This is a genomic window from Paracoccus sp. BR5-17 (assembly GCF_055693925.1).
Genome location: NZ_JBVFUV010000003.1, coordinates 1,688,420 through 1,708,587, shown reverse-complemented (window position 1 = coordinate 1,708,587; position 20,168 = coordinate 1,688,420). Strand labels below are relative to the sequence as shown.

The following is a 20,168-nucleotide window of genomic DNA, read 5'->3' as shown; positions in this document are numbered from 1 at the left end:
CCCGGCGTCCCAGGGGGCGCCCTTTGCAGATCCATCGCGACTGGACAGGACTTCCGGCAGGCGCCCGCGGCGCCTCTGTCGCCTTGGGCAACTTCGATGGCGTCCACCTGGGCCACCGCGCCGTGATCGAGGCCGCGCGTCAGGCGGGCGCGCCGTTGGGCGTCGTCACCTTCGAGCCGCATCCGCGCCAGTTCTTCGCCCCCGACGCCCCGCCCTTCCGGCTGATGAATTCCGAATCCCGCGCCAACCGTCTGGCACGGCTGGGCGTCGAACAGCTTTACGAACTGCCCTTCGGCCCCGTGCTGGCGGGCCTGTCGCCCGAGGCTTTCGCCCGCGACGTGCTGGTGGGCGGGCTGGGCATCAGCCATGTGACGGTGGGCGCGGATTTCGTCTTCGGCAAGGACCGGGCGGGCAGTGTCGCCACCCTGCGCCACCTAGGCGAGACGCTGGGTTTCGGCGTCACGGCGGTGCCGCTGGTGGGCCAGGGGGGCAGGACTACAGCTCGACCGCGATCCGCTGCGCGCTGAGCGAGGGGCGCCCCCGCGACGCGGAACGGATGCTGGGACACCTGCACCGGATCGAGGGAGAGGTGGTCCACGGCAACAAGCGCGGCCGCCAGTTCGGCTGGCCGACCGCCAACATGCAGATCCAGGACCTGCACCTGCCCCGGCTGGGGGTCTATGCGGTGGTGGTGGACGTGCTGACCGGCCCCGACAAGCTGTCCTGCCAGGGCGTCGCCAGCCTGGGCGTGCGGCCGATGTTCGGCCGCAACGCGCCGAACCTGGAGGTCCACCTGTTCGACTTCGACGGCGACCTCTACGGCCAGCACCTCTCCGTGGGCCTGGTCGAGTTCCTGCGCGACGAGGCCAGCTTCGACAGCGTGCAGGTCCTGATCGACCAGATCGCCGCCGACGCGGATCAGGCGCGCGCGGTCCTGGCGGGCGCGTGATGCGCGACCGCTTCTGGGAACTGCCCCTGCCGCAGTTGCAGCCCGACGAATGGGAAGCGCTGTGCGATGGCTGCGGCAAGTGCTGCCTGAACAAGATCGAATACGAGGACACCAACGAGCTTGCCTTCACCCGCGTCGCCTGCAAGCTGCTGGACGGCGAGAGATGCCAGTGCAGCAGCTATGCCAACCGCCACGACTTCGTGCCCGATTGCGTCGTCCTGACCCCGCGGAAGCTGGCGGAAATCGCCTGGTGGCTGCCCTCGACCTGCGCCTATCGCCTGCGCCACGAAGGCCGGCCGCTCTACAGGTGGCACCACCTGATCTCGGGCGATCGCGATTCGGTTCACCGGGCGGGGGCCAGCGTCCGCGGCTGGACCGTCAGCGAGCTTGAGGTGACCGAGGAAGAATGGGACGACTACATCATCGAGGATCTGTCCTAGCCCCGGTCCAGCGCGGCGAACCAGTCGGCATAGGGCGTGTTGCGCACCATCCGGCGGTTCATGTCCGGGGCGCCGTCCGTCCACCAGACCGGTCCCCGTTCGCCCAGGGCGATCTTGGCGTCGTTGACGGCACGATGGGCGGCATCCTCGGCCGCGTCGTCGCCTGCGGCTCTTGCGGCCTTCACCGCCCGGCGCGCCTGCATCAGCGCCTTGACCCGCAGGGCCCGATCGGCCGGCGGCAGATGCCGATTGGCCGCCCGCCACAATCGGCCGCGGACGACGATATACCGGCTGTCGGGGGTCAGGGTCGGCATCGCGCCAGGGGAATGCACAAGGGTCGCGGCGGTTCCCGCCGGCGCTATTCGACCCGCTGCCAGGTTCCCGCGTTGCGGCAGATCATCAGGATGCAGCCGCCCACGTCCAGCCGATCGCCGCGCAGCGTCAGCCGGGCGGTGTAGCTGCGGCCGCTTTCGGGGTTGATGATCCGCCCTTCGCCATAGCCGCCGTCCCCGGTGGCGCGCACGTTGTCCAGGATCGCCGCGCCCAGGTCGTCGGCCTGCACGGCCCGCCCCGCGGCATCGAAGGTCCGCACCACGGTCCCGCACAGCCCGCTGCCGCAGGACTGGATCTGGACATGGCCGAAGCCCCCGTCCCGTCCGGGCTGGGTCTGCCATATCCCCACCAGGGGATCGGCTGCCAGGGCGGGCTGGGCGGCCAGAAGGGCAAGCGGAAGAAGAACGGATGCAGGTTTCATGCCGCGATCCTAGCCCGGCTTTCCGCCGGGGGGAAGATGGCCGCAACGCGCCTGCAGCATAGGAAAACAGGGCCAGCGGAAACCGGCCCTGTCCAATCGCCTCGCCGCAAGCCGGTCAGTGGGCGACGGCGCTGCCCGACAGGCGGTCGTCGCGCCCGGCCGCGACCCGGGCGGCGGCTTCCTCGGCCGCCTCGTCCCATTCCACCGGCTCGGGCATCCGCACCAGGGCGTGCTTCAGCACCTCGCGGACGTTGGTGACCGGGATGATGGTCAGGCCGGTCTTCACGTTGTCCGGGATGTCGGCCAGATCCTTTTCGTTGTCGGCCGGGATCAGGACCGTCTTGATGCCGCCGCGCAGCGCGGCCAGCAGCTTCTCCTTCAGGCCGCCGATGGCCAGCACGTTGCCGCGCAGCGTCACCTCGCCGGTCATGGCGACGTCCTTGCGGACCGGGATGCCGGTCATCACCGACACCACGCTGGTGACCATGGCGATGCCCGCGGACGGGCCGTCCTTCGGGGTCGCCCCCTCGGGGACGTGAACGTGGATGTCGCGCTTGTCGAACTCGGGCGGCCTGACCCCGATCTCGGGCGCGATCGAGCGCACGAAGCTGGAGGCCGCGTCGATCGATTCCTTCATCACGTCGCCCAGCTTCCCGGTGGTCTTCATCCGGCCCTTGCCCGGCAGGCGCAGCGCCTCGATCTGCAGCAGGTCGCCCCCGACCGAGGTCCAGGCCAGACCCGTCACCACGCCGACCTGATCCTCTTTCTCGGCCAGGCCATAGCGGTGGCGGCGCACACCCAGGTATTCCTCGGCCTTGGCAGCATCCACCGTCACGGACTTGACCTTGCCCTTGAGGATCTCGGTCACGGCCTTGCGGGCCAGCTTGGCGATCTCGCGTTCCAGCGCCCGGACCCCGGCTTCCCGCGTATAGTAGCGGATCACATGGGTCAGCGCCTCGTCCGTCACCTCGAACTCGTTCTTGCGCAGGCCGTTCGCCGCGATCTGCTTGGGCAGCAGGTGCTGGCGCGCGATCTCGCGCTTCTCGTCCTCGGTATAGCCGGACAGGCTGATGATCTCCATCCGGTCCAGCAGCGGCCCGGGCATGTTGTAGCTGTTGGCCGTGGTCACGAACATCACGTTGGACAGGTCATATTCCACCTCAAGATAGTGGTCCACGAAGGTCGCGTTCTGTTCGGGATCCAGCACCTCGAGCATCGCGCTTGCCGGATCGCCCCGGAAGTCCTGGCCCATCTTGTCGATCTCGTCCAGCAGGATCAGCGGGTTCGTGGTCTTGGCCTTCTTCAGGGCCTGAATGATCTTGCCCGGCATCGAGCCGATATAGGTCCGGCGGTGGCCGCGGATTTCGGATTCGTCACGCACGCCGCCCAGGCTGATGCGGATGAACTCGCGCCCCGTGGCCTTGGCCACGCTGCGCCCCAGCGAGGTCTTGCCGACGCCCGGAGGGCCGACGAGGCACAGGATCGGGCCTTTCAGCTTCTGGCTGCGGGTCTGCACAGCCAGGTATTCGACGATCCGTTCCTTGACCTTTTCCAGGCCATAGTGGTCGGCGTCGAGGATCTTCTCGGCCGCGACCAGATCCTTGCGGGTGCGCGACTTCACGCCCCAGGGCAGCGACAGCAGCCAGTCGAGGTAGTTGCGGCTGACCGTGGCCTCGGCCGACATCGGCGACATCGACTTCAGCTTCTTCAGTTCGGATTCCGCCTTGTCGCGGGCCTCCTTGCTGAACTTGGTCTTGGCGATCTTTTCCTCAAGCTCGGCGATCTCGTTCTGGCCGTCCTCGCCGTCGCCCAGCTCCTTCTGAATGGCCTTCATCTGCTCATTCAGATAGTATTCGCGCTGCGTCTTCTCCATCTGGGTCTTGACGCGCGACTTGATCTTCTTCTCGACCTGCAGGACCGACATCTCGCCCTGCATCAGCGAATAGACCTTCTCCAGCCGCTCGGCCACGTCCAGCGTGTCCAGCAGATCCTGCTTCTTGTCGATGGCGATGCCCATGTGGCCGGCGACAAGATCGGCCAGCTTGCCGGGTTCCTTGGCCGCGGCCACGGCGGTCACGACTTCTTCGGGGATGTTCTTGCGGACCTTGACGTAGCGCTCGAACTCCTCGGCCACGGTGCGGATCAGGGCGGTCACCGTCGCCGGGTCGCCCGCCGTCTCGGCCAGCACGATGGCCGTGGCCTCGAAGTGGTCCTCGTTGGGCACGAAGTCGGTGATCTGGACGCGCTCGCGCCCTTCCACCAGCACTTTCACGGTGCCATCGGGCAGCTTCAGCAGTTGCAGCACATTGGCCAGCACGCCGGCCCGGAAGATGCCGTCTTCCGTGGGTTCATCGACCGATGCATCCTTCTGCGCGGCCAGCAGGATCGGGCTGTCCGACTCCATCACCGCCTCTAGGGCGCGGACCGATTTCTCGCGGCCCACGAACAGGGGAACGATCATGTGCGGAAACACCACGATGTCGCGCAGCGGCAGCACCGGATAGGTCGAAGTTGCGAATTCGTTCATAGGCGTTCCTTTCTGCCCGAGACCGTGGCCCCGTGATGGCGACACACGGCCCCTGCGTCCCGTCAATCTAGGGCGGTGGCCCCGTGCGTTCAATATGACGCGGAAAATGCCCGCGACTTGGCGTCGGGCGTCAGCGCGGAATGACGATCTCGGCCCGCAGCCCGCCCAGGCGCGGGCCCCGCCCCAGCCGCAACTGCCCGCCATGCGCGCGCGCCACATCCGCCGCGATGGCAAGGCCCAGCCCGGCTGCGCCCCCGCTGGTGCGGCCCCGCGCCGGATCCAGCCGGGTGAAGGGCCGCATCGCGGCGTCCAGGCTGTCGTCGGGGATCCCGGGGCCGTCATCCTCGACGCCGATGCGCAGGCTGCGCGGGCCAAGCGTCGCGTCCAGTTCGGCGCGGATTCCGTGACGCGCGGCGTTGCCCAGCAGGTTCTCGAGCGCGCGGCGCAGCATGTCGGACCGGAAGGTGGCCCGGCCGTCCGGCTCTCCGTCCAGGCCACGCAGGATGACGCGTTGGCCCGCGCGCTGCGCGTCGGCGACGATGCCGTTCAGGAAGTCGGCCACCCGGACCGGCCTGGCCGGGGTTTCCTGGGCGTCGTCCCGGGCATAGTCCAGGAAGGCGTCCACCATCCGGTTCATCTCGGCGATGTCGGCCTCCATCGCGCGCAGATCCTCGTCGTCGGGCGGCGTGTCGGGCGACATCATGGACAGACCCAGCCGCAGCCGTGTCAGGGGCGTGCGCAGGTCGTGGCTGATCCCCGACAGCATCATCTTGCGCTGCTCGTTCTGGCGCTCCAGCCGGTTGCGCATGTCCAGGAAGGCGGTTCCAGCGCTGCGCACCTCGGTCGCGCCGGTCGGGCGATAGGGCACGATCCGGCCCTTGCCGTATTCCTCGGCCGCCTCGGCCAGGCGGCGGATCGGGCGCAGCTGGTTGCGCAGGAAGACCGTGGCGATGGCGGTCATCAGCAGCGATGTCAGGACCATCAGCACCAGAAGCTGATGCGGGTTCGAGGCGCTGACACGCCGGCGGTCGAAGGCCAGCGCATAGGGCCCGGCAGGCCCGTCGATGGTCACGACCACCCGCTTGTCGTCGCCGGCAAGATCGATGGCGCGGATGTCGTCCAGGCTTTCGCGCAGCACCGCGATGACGACCCGGCCCGACAGGTCATAGAACAGCCGGCTGTCGCCCGCCCCGCCTTCCGGGGCTTCGCGGATGGTCACGTCCAGCGGCACCGCGATGTCCTGGCCCGCCTCGGGCCGGCCGCCCGCCTGCTCGATCCGGGAGGCGATGAAGGCAAGCTCTCGGGCCATGCTGGACGTCATCTGCCGGGTGACGTCCTCGAAATGGCGCTGCAGGAAGGTGACGCCGACGACCATCGTGACCACGACCACCGGCAGGAACAGGATCAGCGCCGCCCGGCCGTAGAGCCCGCGCGGCAAAACGCTTCTGAGCCAGCCGTCGTCGGCCTGATTTGCCATGGCAACCCTTTCCTGTCGTGCTAAGGCTAGCGGCATGGACGGATCGACGAAAGACCTGCTGCGCATCCTGGCCCCGAACCCCTCGCCCCTGACCGGGCCGGGGACGACCACCTTCCTGCTGGGCCAGGACGAGGTCGCCGTCATCGACCCCGGCCCCGACGATGCCGACCATCTTGCAGCGATCAGGCAGGCGGCGCCGGGGCGGATCAGCCACATCGTCGTGACCCACGCCCATCTGGACCACAGCGCCGGCGCGCGGCGGCTGTCCCGGGAGACGGGCGCCCCGGTGCTGGCCTTCGGCGATGCGCTGTCGGGGCGGTCGCCGCTGATGCAGCGGCTTGCCGATCAGGGCGTCGGCGGGGGTGAGGGGCTGGACCTGGGCTTTGCCCCCGACATCAGGCTGCGCGACGGCGACGTGATCAGGGGCGCCGGCTGGACCCTTACAGCGCTGCACACGCCGGGCCATTCTGGGGGCCACCTCAGCCTGCTCTGGGGCGATCAGGTGTTCTGCGGGGATCTGGTGATGGGCTGGTCCTCGACCATCATCTCGCCCCCTGACGGAGATCTCGGGGACTACCTGCGCTCGCTGGACCGGCTTGCGCAGACGGGCGCGCGGCGCCTGTTGCCCACCCACGGCGCGCCGATCGAGGATCCGCAGGCCCGCCTGTCCGAACTTGCCGCCCACCGCCGCCAGCGCAGCGGCCAGATCCTTGCCGCGCTGCGCGACGGCCCCGCGGACGCCGCCACCCTAGCCGCACGGATCTACGAGGTCCCCGCCCACCTTCTGCCGGCCGCGACACGCAACGTGCTGGCCCATCTGCTGGCTCTTGCAGAGCTGGGCGCGGTCTCGGCCCTGGATCCCCTGGGGCCGGGCGCAAGATTCGCGGCATCTTAGGAAAATCGCCGCTCCCCTCTGGACGCCCTTCAAGACCCTTGCTATATGGCCCCCGTGTTCCGGCGTAGCTCAGCGGTAGAGCAGTTGACTGTTAATCAATTGGTCGTAGGTTCGATCCCTACCGCCGGAGCCAAGACTTCCGCCCAGCGTTGAAGTTGCTACGACAAAATCCAGAAGATGATGCCACCCGGGCGCGCTGAACCCTTGCGCACGGCCTTTTTCATCGGCCCGAGGCGGTGTCCTCAGCCGCAGCCCGTGCCGATCCCGATCCCGGCTTTTTAGCAATTCTGCCGCGGCGATCGGGCTGATCGGCTGCAGCACCGCGCCCCCTGAACCCGGCACCCGCGTCCGGCACGGCATCCTCTTGCTAAAATTGAAAACGCTTTGCCCGCCCGTGCGGGGCGGTCCCGGGATATGGTCGGACGCATCAGCAAAGCTTTCTCAACGGGCGTGCCAGCTTGTCCAAGCCATTCGATCTTCGCCGCTCTGCCGGATCCGCGTCCGGTCGGGTGTCGGCCATCCTCTGCCTGTGGCCTGCGGGTCTGGTCCTGGTGGCCGGTTTGATGGTCATGGCCTGCCTGAGCCTGACCTCGGGGCCGCAAGGGTCGGGGCAGTATCTGGTGGTGTCGGCGCCTTCGCGCGTCATCCAGACGATCTTCCGTTCGGGCGGCGGGATCGTCGTGCAGGGAATGGTCCCGGGCCTCATGGTCGCCTGGTCGGATGATCCGGGCTTTTCCGCCCTTGCCCGGCAAAACGGCGCCTGGCTGGTCTTTCCGACCTCGGGCTTTGCAGGATGCGGTCCTGCCAGCGAAGGAGCCGCGCCATGACCGATTCGTTGACCTACCTCCGGCGGCGCTTCGGCTTTCTGTTGAGGTATGTGTTCTGGCTTCACGTCCCCCTGTTCGGCGGCGTTGCCGCCCTGACGGGGACGATGCCGGTTGCGACGGCCCTTGCGCTTGGCGTGACGATGGCGGTCATTTACCACCTGACGTGGCGGCGAAACGGGCCCGCACCGGCCACGCGCCATCTCAGCGCCGTCCTGCTGGTCTTCCAGCCCTCGCTGTTCGTGATGCTGCTGCAAGGCCATCCGTGGCAGATGGACATGCACATGTATTTCTTCGCCATGATTGCGTTGAACATCGCCTGGTTCGACCGCATGGCCCTGGTTGTCGCCGCGACGACGACCGCCCTGCATCATCTGGTGCTGTTTTATTTCCTTCCTTTCGCGGTGTTCGCAACGGAAGGCAACCTTGCCCGCGTGGCCCTGCACGCGGTGATCGTCGTGTTCCAGACGCTGGTGCTGGTCTGGGTCAGCGGGAAGGTCATCGGCTCGTTCCGCAGGATCGAGGGGATGAGGGCGGAACTGATCGCCAAGGGCGAGACGCTGAAAGAACGCACCCTCGAAGCCGAGCAGGCCAATCGCGCCAAGGGCATGTTCCTGGCCAACATGAGCCACGAGATCCGTACCCCGATCAACGCCATCATCGGGTTCTGCCACCTGCTTCAGAAAGAGACGCTGGAGCCGCGGCAGCGCGACCGGATCGCCAAGATCAACGCGGCGGGCACGACCTTGCTGCGGCTGGTGAACGACATCCTGGATCTGTCCAAGAACGAAGCCGGGCAACTGATCCTCGAGGAAATCGTCTTCGATCCGCGCCTGGAGCTGTCGCGCCAGGTCGAGATGCTGTCCGAGCCGCTGCACAGGAAAAACCTGCGGATCGTGACGCAGATCGACCCGGACCTGCCGGCGCTGCTGGTGGGCGATGCCACGAGGCTCAACCAGATCCTCGTCAACCTGCTGGGCAACGCGATCAAGTTCACGGATCAGGGCACGATCATGATCGCCATGCGGATGACCGGCCGCACCGGCGACATCGCCTCGATCGAGACCACCATCAGCGACGACGGCATCGGCATGACCCAGGAACAGCTGTCGCGGATGTTCACGCCCTTCACGCAGGCCGACAGTTCCATCACGCGCCGCTTCGGCGGCACGGGACTGGGCCTTGCCATCTGCCGCCAGATCGTCGAGCAGATGGGCGGCTCGATCGGCGCCGAAAGCGCGCCGGGCCGGGGCTCGACCTTCACGGTGACGACCCCCTCAGGATCGCCAGCCAGCACGGCCGCGCGCCGTCGGTCCCGAACAGCCGGATCCGGAACCTGCGGATCCTGCTGGTGGACGACAATCCCATCGTCCGGCAGATCATGCAGGAGATTTTCTCGCGCTGGGGAATGACGATCGACATGGCCGATTCCGGCAGCCCCGCGCTGTCCCTGATCCGGCGCGCGGTGCAGGGCGGACGCCCCCACGACCTGATCATCATGGACTGGAAGATGCCCGGGATGGACGGGCTTCAGACCCTTCAGGCGATCCAGTCGATCATGGGGGAAGCCCGGACCCCGACGGTCTTCATGATGACGTCCTACGACATCGACGACCTGCGGCAGCAGACCATCGGCAAGGGGATCAGCCGCTTCCTCGGCAAGCCGATCCATGCGGACAGCCTTCTGGATGCCCTGAACCAGCTGGTATCCGAGGGGAACCAGGGGATTGCGGCAGGCCCCGACCCGGCGGCGGCGCCCCGGTTCAATGGCCAACGCATCCTTCTGGTCGAGGACAACGAGATCAACCGCCAGATCGCCGTCGAGATCCTGAGCGACGCGGGCCTTGCAGTCGATTGCGCGGGCGACGGCGCGGTTGCCTGCCGGATGATCGAGGATGCGGACGGGGGTTATGCCGCCGTCCTCATGGACATCCAGATGCCCGAGATGGACGGGATCACGGCGACGCGGATCATCCGCCAGTCCTGGCCCGCGGACCGCTTGCCCGTGATCGCCATGACCGCCCACGCCTTTGCCGAGGAACGGAAGAATTGCCTGGTCGCGGGCATGAACGACCACCTGACAAAGCCCATCGATCCTGCCCGGCTGCTGGCCACCCTGGCGCGGTGGATGCAGCCAGCGGCGAGCGATGCCCCCGTGGCGGCAGCTTCGGACCTGCGGATCCTGCCCGGCGTCCTGCCGCCGTTCGACATTGCCGCGGCCCTCGGAAGGGTCAACGGCAAGGAGATGCTGTTGCTGCGTCTCATCCTCTCCTTCTCGGACAGCTACGCCTCTTTCCCATCAGACCTGAAGCGCATGACGGGCAGCGGCCGGCACGACGACGCGCACCGGCTGGCCCACAGCCTGAAGGGCGTCGCCGCATCGCTGGAACTTGCCCGGGTGGCGGAAATCGCCGGACGGATCGAGCAGTCGCTTGCGGGTGGCGATGACGGACCCGTGCCCGGTCTGCTGGCCGAACTGGCCCCCCATCTGGACCAGGCCATCGCTGCGGCGCAGACGCTGAAGGATCGCGTTGCCGCGGAACCTGTGGTCCCGGCGCCGCGGCAACCGGTGGATGCCGGCGTCCTGGCCGACGCGCGGGCCAGCCTGCACGACCAGATCAGGCGCCGCAGCCTGTCCGCCCGTCAGGGATTCGCCCGGCTGGCCGACGCAATGCAACTGGACGACGCGGCGCGGATGTCCCACCCCCTTCACCTGGCGTTGCAGCGGCTGGATTATGCCGCGGCCCTGGCGCTGATGGACCGGGATGCGGCGCCGGCGGGGAAAGCCTTGCATGAACAACAGGCCCGTCATTCTGGTGGTGGACGACGAGATCGCCAATATCGAGATCGCCTGCGCGGCTCTCGAAGGGGACTACGAGATCAGCTTTGCCCTGTCGGGCGATCATGCCGTCGAGGCGGCGCGGGCCGCAGGACCGGATCTGATCCTTCTCGATGTGCTGATGCCCGGCCTGAACGGCTACGAGGTCTGCCGGAAACTGAAATCGGACGAGGCGCTGTCGGACGTGCCGGTGATCTTCACCACCAGCCTTCACGCCCCCGAGGCCGAGCTTCAGGGTCTGTCCGCGGGGGCGATCGATTACGTGACCAAGCCGTTCCAGCCGGCGGCGCTGCGGCGCCGGGTGGGCAACCACGTCGAGATGAAGCGGATGCGTGACCAGCTTGCCAGCCTGGCCATGCAGGATCACCTGACCGGCCTTGGCAACCGCAGGATGCTCGAGGAGAACCTGGGCAAGGCGATGCGCCAGGCCATGCGCGACGGCGGCAATCTGGCGGTGATGCTGCTGGACGTGGACCATTTCAAGCAGTTCAACGACATCTACGGCCATTCGGAAGGCGACCGCTGCCTGCAGAAGGTGGCCGATGTCCTGGCAATGCGGATGGGCCGCGGGCGCGATTTCGCCGCACGTTACGGCGGCGAGGAGTTCGCCTGCATCCTTCCCGGCACGGGCCATGCCGGTGCCATGACGGTTGCCGAGGCGATCCGCAGGCAGATCGAGGCCCTGGCGATCCCGCATTCCGGGTCCTCGGTCAGTTCGGTGGTCACGGTCAGCATCGGCATGGCGGCCGGCCCGGTTCAGGCCGACATGCCGGCCGAGGAATGGTTGTCTAAGGCGGACCTGATGCTCTACCGCAGCAAGAGCCGCGGCAGAAACCGGGTCACCGGCGACGAGGCGATGTGACGCGGCCACCGCCCGCGGCGGCCGGAAGGGTTGTCGTCCCCTCCGGCCCTGTGGCGGGATGCCCGGTCGGAAATGGCCCTTCTGTTGTCTTTCGCCGGCCGGCAAGGGCACCATCCTGCCGTCGCTGGGCCGAGGGTTCGACGAAGGCCGGGGCTGCGGCAATGATCCCACAAAGGGAAAGGATGCGCCCCGCCGGGGGGCGCATCCCTGTGGCAAAGACCGGCGGGCGTCAGATCAGGAAGTCGCTGTCCACAAGATTGACCTGGCCGCTGATCCGGATGCGGGCTTCCGCCCCGGTGTCGTTGTCGGTGTCGATGAAGACATAGGTATCGACCCCGTCGAAGGAGTAGCGGAGCTGGTTCGACGAACCGGTGGTGAAGTTCGACGTGCCCAGGAAGTCGAAGGACAAGGCGGCAAGACCGCGGAGATCGATCAGGTCGCCTCCGGTGACGCCGCCGCCCTGGAAGTCCAGGATGGTGTCGCTGGCGGCGACCGAACTTGCGTTCAGGGCGGCGAAGACGAAGGTATCCTCGCCATCGTTGCCGGAAAGCTGATCGGCCCCGGTTCCGCCGATCAGGACATCGTTGCCGGCGTCGCCGAACAGGATGTCGTTGCCGCCATTGCCGCTGATCGTGTCGCTGCCCTCGCCGCCGGCAAGGCGGTTGACGGCGCCGCTGCCGTAGATCAGGTCGTTGGCGAGGCTTCCGGTGACGTTCTCGATCGACGTCACGGTATCCGAGGTCGCGTTCGTTCCGCCGCTGCCGGCGACGACGGCAGTGGCCACGGCCAGGTCGATCGTCAGGCCGGTCGAATAGGCGCTGAAGTCGATGGTGTCCACGCCTCCTCCGCCGGTATAGACGTCGCGCACATCGTCAACGGTTGCGATCAGCAGGTCCGCGCCGCCACTGCCCGACAGGCTGTTGGCCCCGCCGTTGCCGCGCAGGATGTCCCCGCCGTTGCCGCCGGTCACGTCGTCCACCCCCAGAACCGAGGTGAAGCCCGAAGCCGTCCCGGCCGTCAGATCCACGACCGCGCCGGCGGTACTGCTGCCATAGTTCAGCCTGTCGGCGCCGTCGCCCAGGTCCAGCATGATGCTTTCGACGCCGGCGATGGCGGCGAACCCGGTCATCGAGGTGATGACCGTGCCGTTCCAGGTGGCGCTGACCGAATTGGCCGCCGCGTTGCCGTCATAGCGGATCACGTCGGCATCCGCGCCGCCATCCACCGTGTCGGTGCCGTCGCCCCAGGCGAAGCGGATCAGGTCGGCCCCCGCCCCGCCCTGGATGTTGTCGCGGCCGGTGCCGCCGGCCAGGAAGTCGGCCCCCGCGCCGCCGACCAAGGTATCGGTCCCGGCCTGCCCGTAGAGCACGTCCTCGCCATCGCCCCCGGTGACGCTGTCATTGCCGGAATTGGCATAGACGATGTCGTCCAGGCTGCCGCCCAGGATGGTGTTCGACCCGGTCGTGCCCGACCGCAGCACGATGGATCTCGTCCTGGAAGGCGCCGCCCGCTGCCGTGAAGCGCAGGTTCATCGTCTGGGTCTGGTTCTGCCCCAGCGCGCCAGTCAGCGTGATGAGGCCGTCGCTGCTGACGGCCAGCAGGGTGCTGCTGGACGGCTGGAGCGAGAAGGTCCCGGCGCCCGTGTCGCTGGTCAACTGGCCGATCACCGCGCCGTTGCCCGGCAGGCCGGACGCGGCCGGCAGCGTCAGGGGACGCAGCGACAGGTTGGCGTTCAGGAACACGCCCATCGGCGTGGTCAGGTCGATGGTGCGGTCGGCGAACTGAAGCCGCTCGATGTTCTTCAGGAAGTCGGTGTCGTCGAACAGCGCCCCCCGCGTCGCGAGCGTGTCCGTGACCGAGATGAAGCCGTCGTCGTTCAGGTCGTAGGCGGCCTGGATGACGTTCTCGCCCGCGTCGTTCAGGTCGCCGTCCTCATTCAGGTCGATCCGCTGGCCGCGGCCCTCGATCACGTAGTCGGTGCGGCTGCCGCTGAACAGGGCGGTATCCACCGAGGTGGAAGCCTGGTCGTGAAGCAGTTCGCGGACGATGGACATGTCGCCGGGGTTGATGGTGCGGTCCAGCAGCAGCGACAGCAGCGACCGGCCGCCGAAAGCCGGGTCGAGGTCGAAGCGGGGCTTGCCCTCTGCGTCCGTGTGCAGCACCTTGCCCGCGAAGGGCCCGGCCGCCGCGGTCGAGCCGTTCATCGACTCGGCCGAATAGGTCTGGCCGTCCACGACGATCTTGATGCGCACGTTCAGCCAGGCGTCGCCGTCGATCAGGTCGAAGCCGCCGCGGCCCTGGATCAGGTCGGATCCGCCCCCGCCCATCAGGATGTTGCCGTCGCGGAACATCACCCCGGCGTTGGCCGCCCCGCCATAGACATCCGGGCTGAGCGCGGCCAGCGTGTCGCGCATCGACCCGAACCAGTCGGTCATGCCGGCGATCCGCGCCAGTCCCTCGGCGTCCAGGACATGCTCGCCGAAGTCCAGGCCGGCATCCAGGTCACCCCCGGCGGTGCCGCGGTTGTCGCCCCGGATGGTGTCGTTGAACTTCCACCCCGAGAAGCCTTCCATCAGGTCGAAGCGGTCGCGCAGGATGTCGGCGGGGACCGAGGTGAAGATCGGGATGTTCGCATCCCAGTTCACACCGGCCACGTCGAACTTGGCGATCGCCCAGTCGAACCCGAACATCCCCTCGAACCGCTGGACGCCGATCCCCGAGAAGGCGATGTCGTCCCCCGATTCCAAGTCATAGTCCTGGTCGTTGCCCTGACCCCAGGCCACGTCGTGCCCGATGATCGTCGAGTTGAAGAACAGTTCGGAATTGTCGCCGGAAATGACGTCGAAGCCCTCGCCGCCCTCGATCCAGTCGTTCCCCTCGTTGCCCAGAAGGTTGTCGGGTCCCGAGCCGCCCAGGATGAAGTCGTTGCCTTCGCCACCGAAGGCCTCGGAGGCGTCCTGCCCGATCAGGAGCGCGTCCTTGCCCTCGCCGCCGAACAGCAGGTTGATGCCGCGCGCCGCCGAGACCACGTCATTGCCGCGTTCGCCGCGCAGGAAGTTGTCGCCGAAGGGATCCTCGATGATGTCGTCGCCGTCGCCGCCGAAGACCTGGTCCGATTCCTGCCCGGCGTTCAGATAGTCGTCACCGCCGTCGCCCCACAGGGCATCGATGCCCAGGTCGCCCTTGAGGGTGTCGTTGCCTTCGGTCCCGCCAAGCACCACATGCTCGCCGCCCCGGAAGATCAGGGTGCCGCCCACGTCGTGCATCCGGCCCCGGTCCTGCACCTGCGTCGCGCCGTCATAGTGGCGGATGACCTTGGGATCGATGGTCTGAAGCAGCGGATCGGCCCAGACCGGATCCTTGCCGTCGCTTTCGTCGTCATAGTCGCGCTGCGCGATGGCCCGATCCAGTTCCAGGATCATGTCCGGCGTCAGGAAGGCGTGGCCGTACATGTGCGGGGCATATTTGTCGCCCAACGACGAATTGCGCATCATGATGTCGGCGAAGGTGTTGGCCTCCAGCGCGTCCAGAAGGTTCAGGCCCTGAACACGGGACAGGTAATAGAAGCGGTCGCCGTTCTGAAGCTGCTCCATCTGGTATTCGAAGATGAAGTTGAACGTCGATCCCAGCATCCCGCCGAACTCGTTCAGTTTTTCGGCCAGGCCGCCGATCCACAGATCGACGGCGTTCAGGCCGCCCCGTTTCGTGATATCGCTGGCCGACCCGGCATAGGCGCCGGTGGCGTTCAGGAAGGCAACCCGGTCCGCGGGCGCCCCCGCGCCGCCCAGCACCAGCAGGGTGGCCGCCTCGCGCTTGGCTTCCAGCGTGTCGGCTTCGGTGATCGTCTCGTGCGTGCCGTAGGCCGCCACGAAGTTGATGAGCGAGATGGGGTTCTTCAGATGCTGGGCAAAGTGGCTCCAGCTGTCATAGGGCTTCAGGTCGGCGACGCCGAAGTCGTTGTAAAGTTCGTCGCGCGCCTGGTTCAGGGTCTTGACGCCGGTCTTCGCGCGCCCGCGCCAGGTTCAGGGCGGCAAGATCCAGCGGCAGGCCCAGCAGGTTGCTGCGCAGCGCCGGGACGATGAATTCGTCGATTTCCGACCCGACGTCCATCGACAGGCCGCGCAGGATGGCGCCCTGGATGTCGTCGAAATTGTCCGCCGTGGCCATGTAGCCCTGGGGGTTCAGGAAGGCGTCGATCAGCGACAGCTGCTTGCCGTCCGGGCCGTTGATCGGCTGCAGGTCGCTGTCGATCCGGTCAACCGTGTCGGTCAGCATCGAATGCCCGAAGCGGTAGATGGCATGGGCGAACTCGGCCACGATCGAGGGGTCGATGTCGGCGGTGTTGGTGAACACGAAGGGATCGACGGCGGGCTGGATGCGCCGGGCGAATTCCTCGAACACCATGTGCTGATACTGCATCTCGGTCGAGAAGCGCGCCGCCTGGAACATCCTGGCGCCGTCCCAGATCAGGGCATCGATCTCGGCCGGGGTCTGGGGAAGCCTGTCGATGTCCTTCAGCAGCCATTCGTTGATGAAGGCCAGGTCGCCGCTGTCCAGTATCGTGTGCTTGTTTTCCTCGACGATGCGGTTGTGTTCGGCATGGAAGACCGAATGGACCGCCGACAGGGCCAGGTTCTCGTTTCCGCGCCCGTCGCCGGTGATGAAATGCGAATCCAGCATCTCGTCGTCATAGGCCGTGTTCTGGCCGCGGGAGTTGGTCGGGCCAGCCGTTCCGTCCTCGTTCTTGTAACCTACCGCATCGTCACCGTCCGGCCGCAGGACGCCCCCGACGGCCACCGGCACGGCGTTGTGGGCGATGTCGTCCAGGAAAGCCGGCCCCGCGGCCAGGCTGCCCTGGGTGGTGATGCCTTCGGCCGTGCCTTCCTTGAGCCACGTGGTCGTCATGTCGCCCACCGGCGCCATGACCATCTGGGCATAGCCGTTCGGCCCCAGCAGCAGGTTGCCATAGGCGTCGGTGGCAAGCAGCGGCACGCGGTGGACATCGCTGTCCTCAAGCCGGATGCCCAGCACCTCGAGGGCCTGCTTCTTCACGTCGGCCCAGGTTCCGATGGTGCCGTGCATCTGCCCGTCCATCAGGCGCCCGGTGGAATAGGCCTTGAAGCCGTCAAGGACGCCGTCGCCGTCGGCGTCGATGTTCACGCGGACCTGTTCGCGCAGGAACACCTGGTGCGAGGCATGAGAGGTATAGGTCTGGTTCTGGTCCACGTAGGCCGTGGTCATGTTGGTGTGCGACGTGCCGTCGGGCGTCGCCCGGGTCATCGCCATGAAGCGAAGCTGCAATGGAAGATCGTCCGCGGTGCCGAAGACCTTGTCGGCGCCCGCGATCAGCGGATCGTCGTCCTCAAGCGGGATGTAAACGGTTCCATTGCCGCCCTTGGTGACCAGATCCAGGCCGTGATCGAAGAACTGCCCGAAGATGGTGAACAGGTTGTTGAACGAGGGCGTCAGCCCGATATCCGGCGACACGTTCTCGATGCGGATGCCGCCTTCGGGACCGACCTCAAGGCCGTTGGCGTCCAGAAGCGTTTCCAGGAAAGCCTGCGCCTGCTGATAGCCGCCAGTCGCTGCACCGGCATCGGCCAGGGCATCGTCGTAGGCTTCGGTGGCGGCGCCGAGATTGGCATTGGCCTGCGACAGCGCGGCTTCGGTCACGGCGGCATGGGCCTGGGCTTCGGTCTTGGCCTGTTCCAGGGCCTCGGCGCTGTCCCGGGCGGTGCCGTCGCTTGCCGAAACGGGTCTGTAGGCGCTGGCTGCCTGGGTGACGGCAGACAGGTCCTGCCCGTCCACCGTTCCATCATCCGCCAACAGCCCGTCAAGCGCCGCCAGCAGATCGACCGCCGCCGTGTGGGTGGCAAGCGCGTCTTGCGAGGCATTGCTGCCCAGCACGTCGATGACCTCGGCTGCCTGCAGGACGGCGGTGCTTGCCGCATCCCGGGCCGTCTCGAACAGCGTCTGGATCTGCGGATCCTGCGGAGCGCCCAGGATGGTCACGGCCAGGGCGTCCACCGCGGCCTGCGCGGCCTGGGCGGCGTCGGCTGCCTCATCCGCCTGGGCGGCTGCATTCGTCAGCATCGCCACGGCGGCATCCGCGCTGGTATCGGCCTGCACCGCGGCGTTCTGGGCCAGCACCGCGGTATTGAGATTGCCCTGCGCCGTGACGACAGCCGATGTGGCAGCGTTGTTGCTGGACGCCGCATCCAGCGTCGCCTGATAGGCCGAGGTGATGGCGTTGACGGCCTTCGTTGCGTCTTCCCCGGTGGTGCCAAGCACCTTCAGGGCCGCATAAAGGGCCGCCGGGTTGCCGGCGGTCTGGTCCACGATCAGGTTCGAAATCGTGCGCGGATCGGCGTCCACCACGTTGCCGGGCAGTCCGTAATTGGTGTTCGTCAACTCGGGCGCGTTAGGTCCCAGCGGAATGCTGTCGCCATCCTGATCGTTCAGATAGAACGGATCGGTCAGTCGCGGAAACGGGGTGCCGCCGGCCCCCAGATTCTCTTGCCCGGGCAGCAGGTTGTTGTCGCTTCCGTCCACCGTCCGCAAGCCCACGGGCATCAGCGCTGCGTCCTGGGCCGAAACCCCGTAGACCTGCTGGATGGCCTCGATCGTGGTCATGCCGCCTGCATGAAGCTCGGCTACCTCGATCTGCTTGAGGATGAATTGAAGGTCGTGAACATTGACATGGAAACTCGTTGACATGGCGGAGCCCTTCCTTGGAACCAAACAGGGAGGAACTTCCGGCAACCGTTCAACGTTGTCCTGGCGGCCGGGTGCAGGCGATCACGGCGCCTGACAGGCGCCCTGTTGGATGGCCCGTTCCGGGTCCGTTTCAGCGATGTCTGGAGGAATGCTCTCCCTGATGGGGCAGGTTAAGAATGATTAAGGTCGGGTGACAATGACGACAAAAGGCCAGGTGAACACCGGACTTTGGTCTTAAGACCTTGGCCGCCGTTTCAGGCCCGCACGACCGGCCCGCGGACAAGCCTAGGAAGACTATGATCTTTTATAAAAATATATACATAACAGATGCAATCATAATAAGAGAAAATCTGCATTAATCAACTAAAAGGAGATCCGGCCAGCTATAAAAAATTAGCTGCCCTGAAACAAGACGTTGTTTTGCTGAAAAACCCGGATAGCATGGCTGAATAAGTTTGCCGGAACCTGTTCTTCGGCCCCGGCTTTTGCGAGTTTTGGTTCGGGTTGAAGATGGGCGTTTCTGGCGCGGCCCTTTGGTGGACATCTTTAAGTCTGTCGCGGCAATTCTATGTGCTGTGCGTGTTCCTTCTTATTCCCGGCGTCGGCTTTCTGGGGCAATGGACGTCGCTCAGGGTCGAAGCGGCCGTAAAGCAGGACATCGGGCACCGCTCCAGCGCCTATTTCAGGCAGCTTTTCGCGCCCTATCTGCCGGATCTCGAACAGGACGGCCGCCTTTCGGAGGCGACGATAGCGGCCATCGGCCAGGCGGTCGCGGACTCGGCTGCGGAATTGAACCTTCTGGCCGCGAAGATCTGGGGTCCGGACGGGCGCATCCTGCTGGACACCGGCCCGCACGCCCCCTCCAGCCGCTTTTCGGTCACCGAGGGTCTTGCCCGCGCCGTCGACGGGACCGTCGCCGTCGAATTCGACAGCGGGTCCGGCGGCCATTCGGCCTATCCCGGCCAGAAGGTGCTGGAGGTTTACGTGCCGCTTCGGGCCGGCGCGGCGGGACCCGTGCTTGCGGTCGGGGAACTGTATTACGACACCACGTCCATCCTGGCGATGTTCCAGTGGACCCGGCGCCTGACCTGGATCGTCGTGGCGGTCATCCTGGTGGCGATCGTCGCCGGCATCCATGTCATCGTCTCGCAGGGCGATGTCGTGATCGAACGCCAGAAGGCCGAACTGCGCGCCAAGGTGGACAAGCTGACGCGGCTGCTGGAACACAACCGCGCCTTGCGCCTTGGCATCCAGCACGCCTCGTCGCTCAGCGCAGAGAACGCCGAGCTTCACCTGCGTCGGATCGGGGCGGATCTTCACGACGGCATCGGGCAGCTGCTGACGATCTCGCTGCTGAAGCTGGAGGAGCTGTTCCCCTGCGAGGACCACCGGCCGCGCGACTACGGCATCCTGCGCGAGATGCTGGAGGAGGCCATGACCGAGGTCCGCGCCATGGTGTCGGGCCTGACCTTGCCGCACATCCTGGAAAAGGGCCTGGCCGATGCGGTCCACATGGTCGTCCTGAAGCACCGCCACCGGACCTCGACCGCGGTGGACTGCACCATCCAGCCGGACATGGACGAGGTCGGCAACCCCGTGAAGCTGGCCATCTGCCGGATGGTGCAGGAAGGCCTGAACAACGCCTTCAAGCACGCGGGCGGAAAGGGACAGTCGGTCACCATCCGCCGCGAGGGGCAGTTCGTCGTGGTCAGCGTCAGCGACGAAGGCCCCGGCATCCGGCCCGATGCCCCCGGCAAGGGCGTGCAGCAACTGGGGCTGACCGGTCTGCGCAACCGGATCATCAGCCTTGGCGGCAAGCTCAACATCGACAGTGCGGCCGGTCGGGGCGTGACCCTGACCGGATATTTCCCAACAGATCTCTGA

The 20,168-nt window shown here is 66.8% G+C and carries 13 protein-coding genes, 1 tRNA gene and 3 pseudogenes; 10 read left to right on the top strand and 7 right to left on the bottom strand.

Annotated features, from left to right (window positions below; all coding sequences use genetic code 11):
* Positions 1-23 precede the first annotated feature (23 nt).
* A pseudogene (locus tag ACZ1HC_RS09905) lies at positions 24-949 on the top strand (bifunctional riboflavin kinase/FAD synthetase).
* The gene (locus ACZ1HC_RS09900; RefSeq protein WP_472699825.1) at positions 949-1,389 is read left to right on the top strand and encodes a YcgN family cysteine cluster protein; all 441 of its coding nucleotides are present in this window, start codon (positions 949-951) and stop codon (positions 1,387-1,389) included. Before ACZ1HC_RS09905 ends, ACZ1HC_RS09900 begins: the two are co-directional and overlap by 1 nt.
* On the opposite strand, the gene ACZ1HC_RS09895 is transcribed toward ACZ1HC_RS09900, so the two are convergent.
* The 4 genes from ACZ1HC_RS09895 to ACZ1HC_RS09880 all read right to left on the bottom strand — a co-directional run bounded on the left by ACZ1HC_RS09895 (position 1,386) and on the right by ACZ1HC_RS09880 (position 6,147).
* Complete coding sequence (locus ACZ1HC_RS09895) at positions 1,386-1,703, bottom strand: hypothetical protein (protein WP_472699824.1); 318 nt, start codon at positions 1,701-1,703, stop codon at positions 1,386-1,388. The genes ACZ1HC_RS09900 and ACZ1HC_RS09895 overlap by 4 nt on opposite strands.
* 44 nt (positions 1,704-1,747) lie before the next feature.
* Positions 1,748-2,143: a DUF2147 domain-containing protein gene (locus ACZ1HC_RS09890; protein WP_472699823.1), complete on the bottom strand. Its 396-nt coding sequence runs from the start codon at positions 2,141-2,143 to the stop codon at positions 1,748-1,750.
* 115 nt (positions 2,144-2,258) lie between these two features.
* A complete protein-coding gene (gene lon, locus ACZ1HC_RS09885; protein WP_472699822.1) occupies positions 2,259-4,670 on the bottom strand; it encodes an endopeptidase La in 2,412 nt (803 codons plus the stop codon).
* 130 nt (positions 4,671-4,800) lie between these two features.
* A complete protein-coding gene (locus ACZ1HC_RS09880) occupies positions 4,801-6,147 on the bottom strand; it encodes an ATP-binding protein (RefSeq protein ID WP_472699821.1) in 1,347 nt (448 codons plus the stop codon).
* Positions 6,148-6,181: 34 nt separating this feature from the next.
* On the opposite strand from ACZ1HC_RS09880, the gene ACZ1HC_RS09875 reads away from it, so the two are divergent.
* From ACZ1HC_RS09875 to ACZ1HC_RS09845, 7 genes and pseudogenes are all read left to right on the top strand, one after another.
* Positions 6,182-7,042, top strand: coding sequence for an MBL fold metallo-hydrolase (locus ACZ1HC_RS09875; protein WP_472699820.1), 861 nt, complete (start codon positions 6,182-6,184; stop codon positions 7,040-7,042).
* A gap of 58 nt (positions 7,043-7,100) precedes the next feature.
* A tRNA-Asn gene (locus ACZ1HC_RS09870) sits at positions 7,101-7,175 on the top strand.
* Positions 7,176-7,500: 325 nt separating this feature from the next.
* The gene (locus ACZ1HC_RS09865; protein ID WP_472699819.1) at positions 7,501-7,869 is read left to right on the top strand and encodes a hypothetical protein; all 369 of its coding nucleotides are present in this window, start codon (positions 7,501-7,503) and stop codon (positions 7,867-7,869) included.
* The gene (locus ACZ1HC_RS09860; RefSeq protein ID WP_472699818.1) at positions 7,866-9,278 is read left to right on the top strand and encodes an ATP-binding protein; all 1,413 of its coding nucleotides are present in this window, start codon (positions 7,866-7,868) and stop codon (positions 9,276-9,278) included. The genes ACZ1HC_RS09865 and ACZ1HC_RS09860 overlap by 4 nt, the downstream gene beginning before the upstream one ends.
* A pseudogene (locus ACZ1HC_RS09855) lies at positions 9,248-10,366 on the top strand (response regulator); the annotation flags it as partial. The gene ACZ1HC_RS09860 and the pseudogene ACZ1HC_RS09855, both read left to right, overlap by 31 nt.
* 265 nt (positions 10,367-10,631) lie before the next feature.
* Positions 10,632-10,949 (top strand): annotated as a pseudogene (locus tag ACZ1HC_RS09850) (response regulator); the annotation flags it as partial.
* Between the two features lie 18 nt (positions 10,950-10,967).
* Positions 10,968-11,567 carry a diguanylate cyclase gene (locus tag ACZ1HC_RS09845; protein ID WP_472700821.1) on the top strand — a complete coding sequence of 200 codons (600 nt, stop codon included), beginning with the start codon at positions 10,968-10,970 and terminating at the stop codon, positions 11,565-11,567.
* A gap of 229 nt (positions 11,568-11,796) precedes the next feature.
* Here ACZ1HC_RS09845 and ACZ1HC_RS09840 read toward each other — a convergent pair whose 3' ends face one another.
* The 3 genes from ACZ1HC_RS09840 to ACZ1HC_RS09830 are packed head-to-tail and all read right to left on the bottom strand — an operon-like array spanning position 11,797 to position 18,284.
* Positions 11,797-13,047, bottom strand: a complete 1,251-nt coding sequence (locus tag ACZ1HC_RS09840) for a calcium-binding protein (RefSeq protein ID WP_472699817.1) — start codon at positions 13,045-13,047, stop codon at positions 11,797-11,799.
* A complete protein-coding gene (locus ACZ1HC_RS09835) occupies positions 12,965-15,436 on the bottom strand; it encodes a calcium-binding protein (protein ID WP_472699816.1) in 2,472 nt (823 codons plus the stop codon). The genes ACZ1HC_RS09840 and ACZ1HC_RS09835 overlap by 83 nt, the downstream gene beginning before the upstream one ends.
* Positions 15,437-15,491: 55 nt before the next feature.
* Positions 15,492-18,284, bottom strand: a complete 2,793-nt coding sequence (locus tag ACZ1HC_RS09830) for a peroxidase family protein (RefSeq protein ID WP_472699815.1) — start codon at positions 18,282-18,284, stop codon at positions 15,492-15,494.
* Between the two features lie 579 nt (positions 18,285-18,863).
* Here ACZ1HC_RS09830 and ACZ1HC_RS09825 point away from each other — a divergent pair.
* Positions 18,864-20,168 (top strand): sensor histidine kinase, encoded by a 1,305-nt coding sequence (locus ACZ1HC_RS09825; RefSeq protein WP_472699814.1) that lies wholly within the window; start codon positions 18,864-18,866, stop codon positions 20,166-20,168.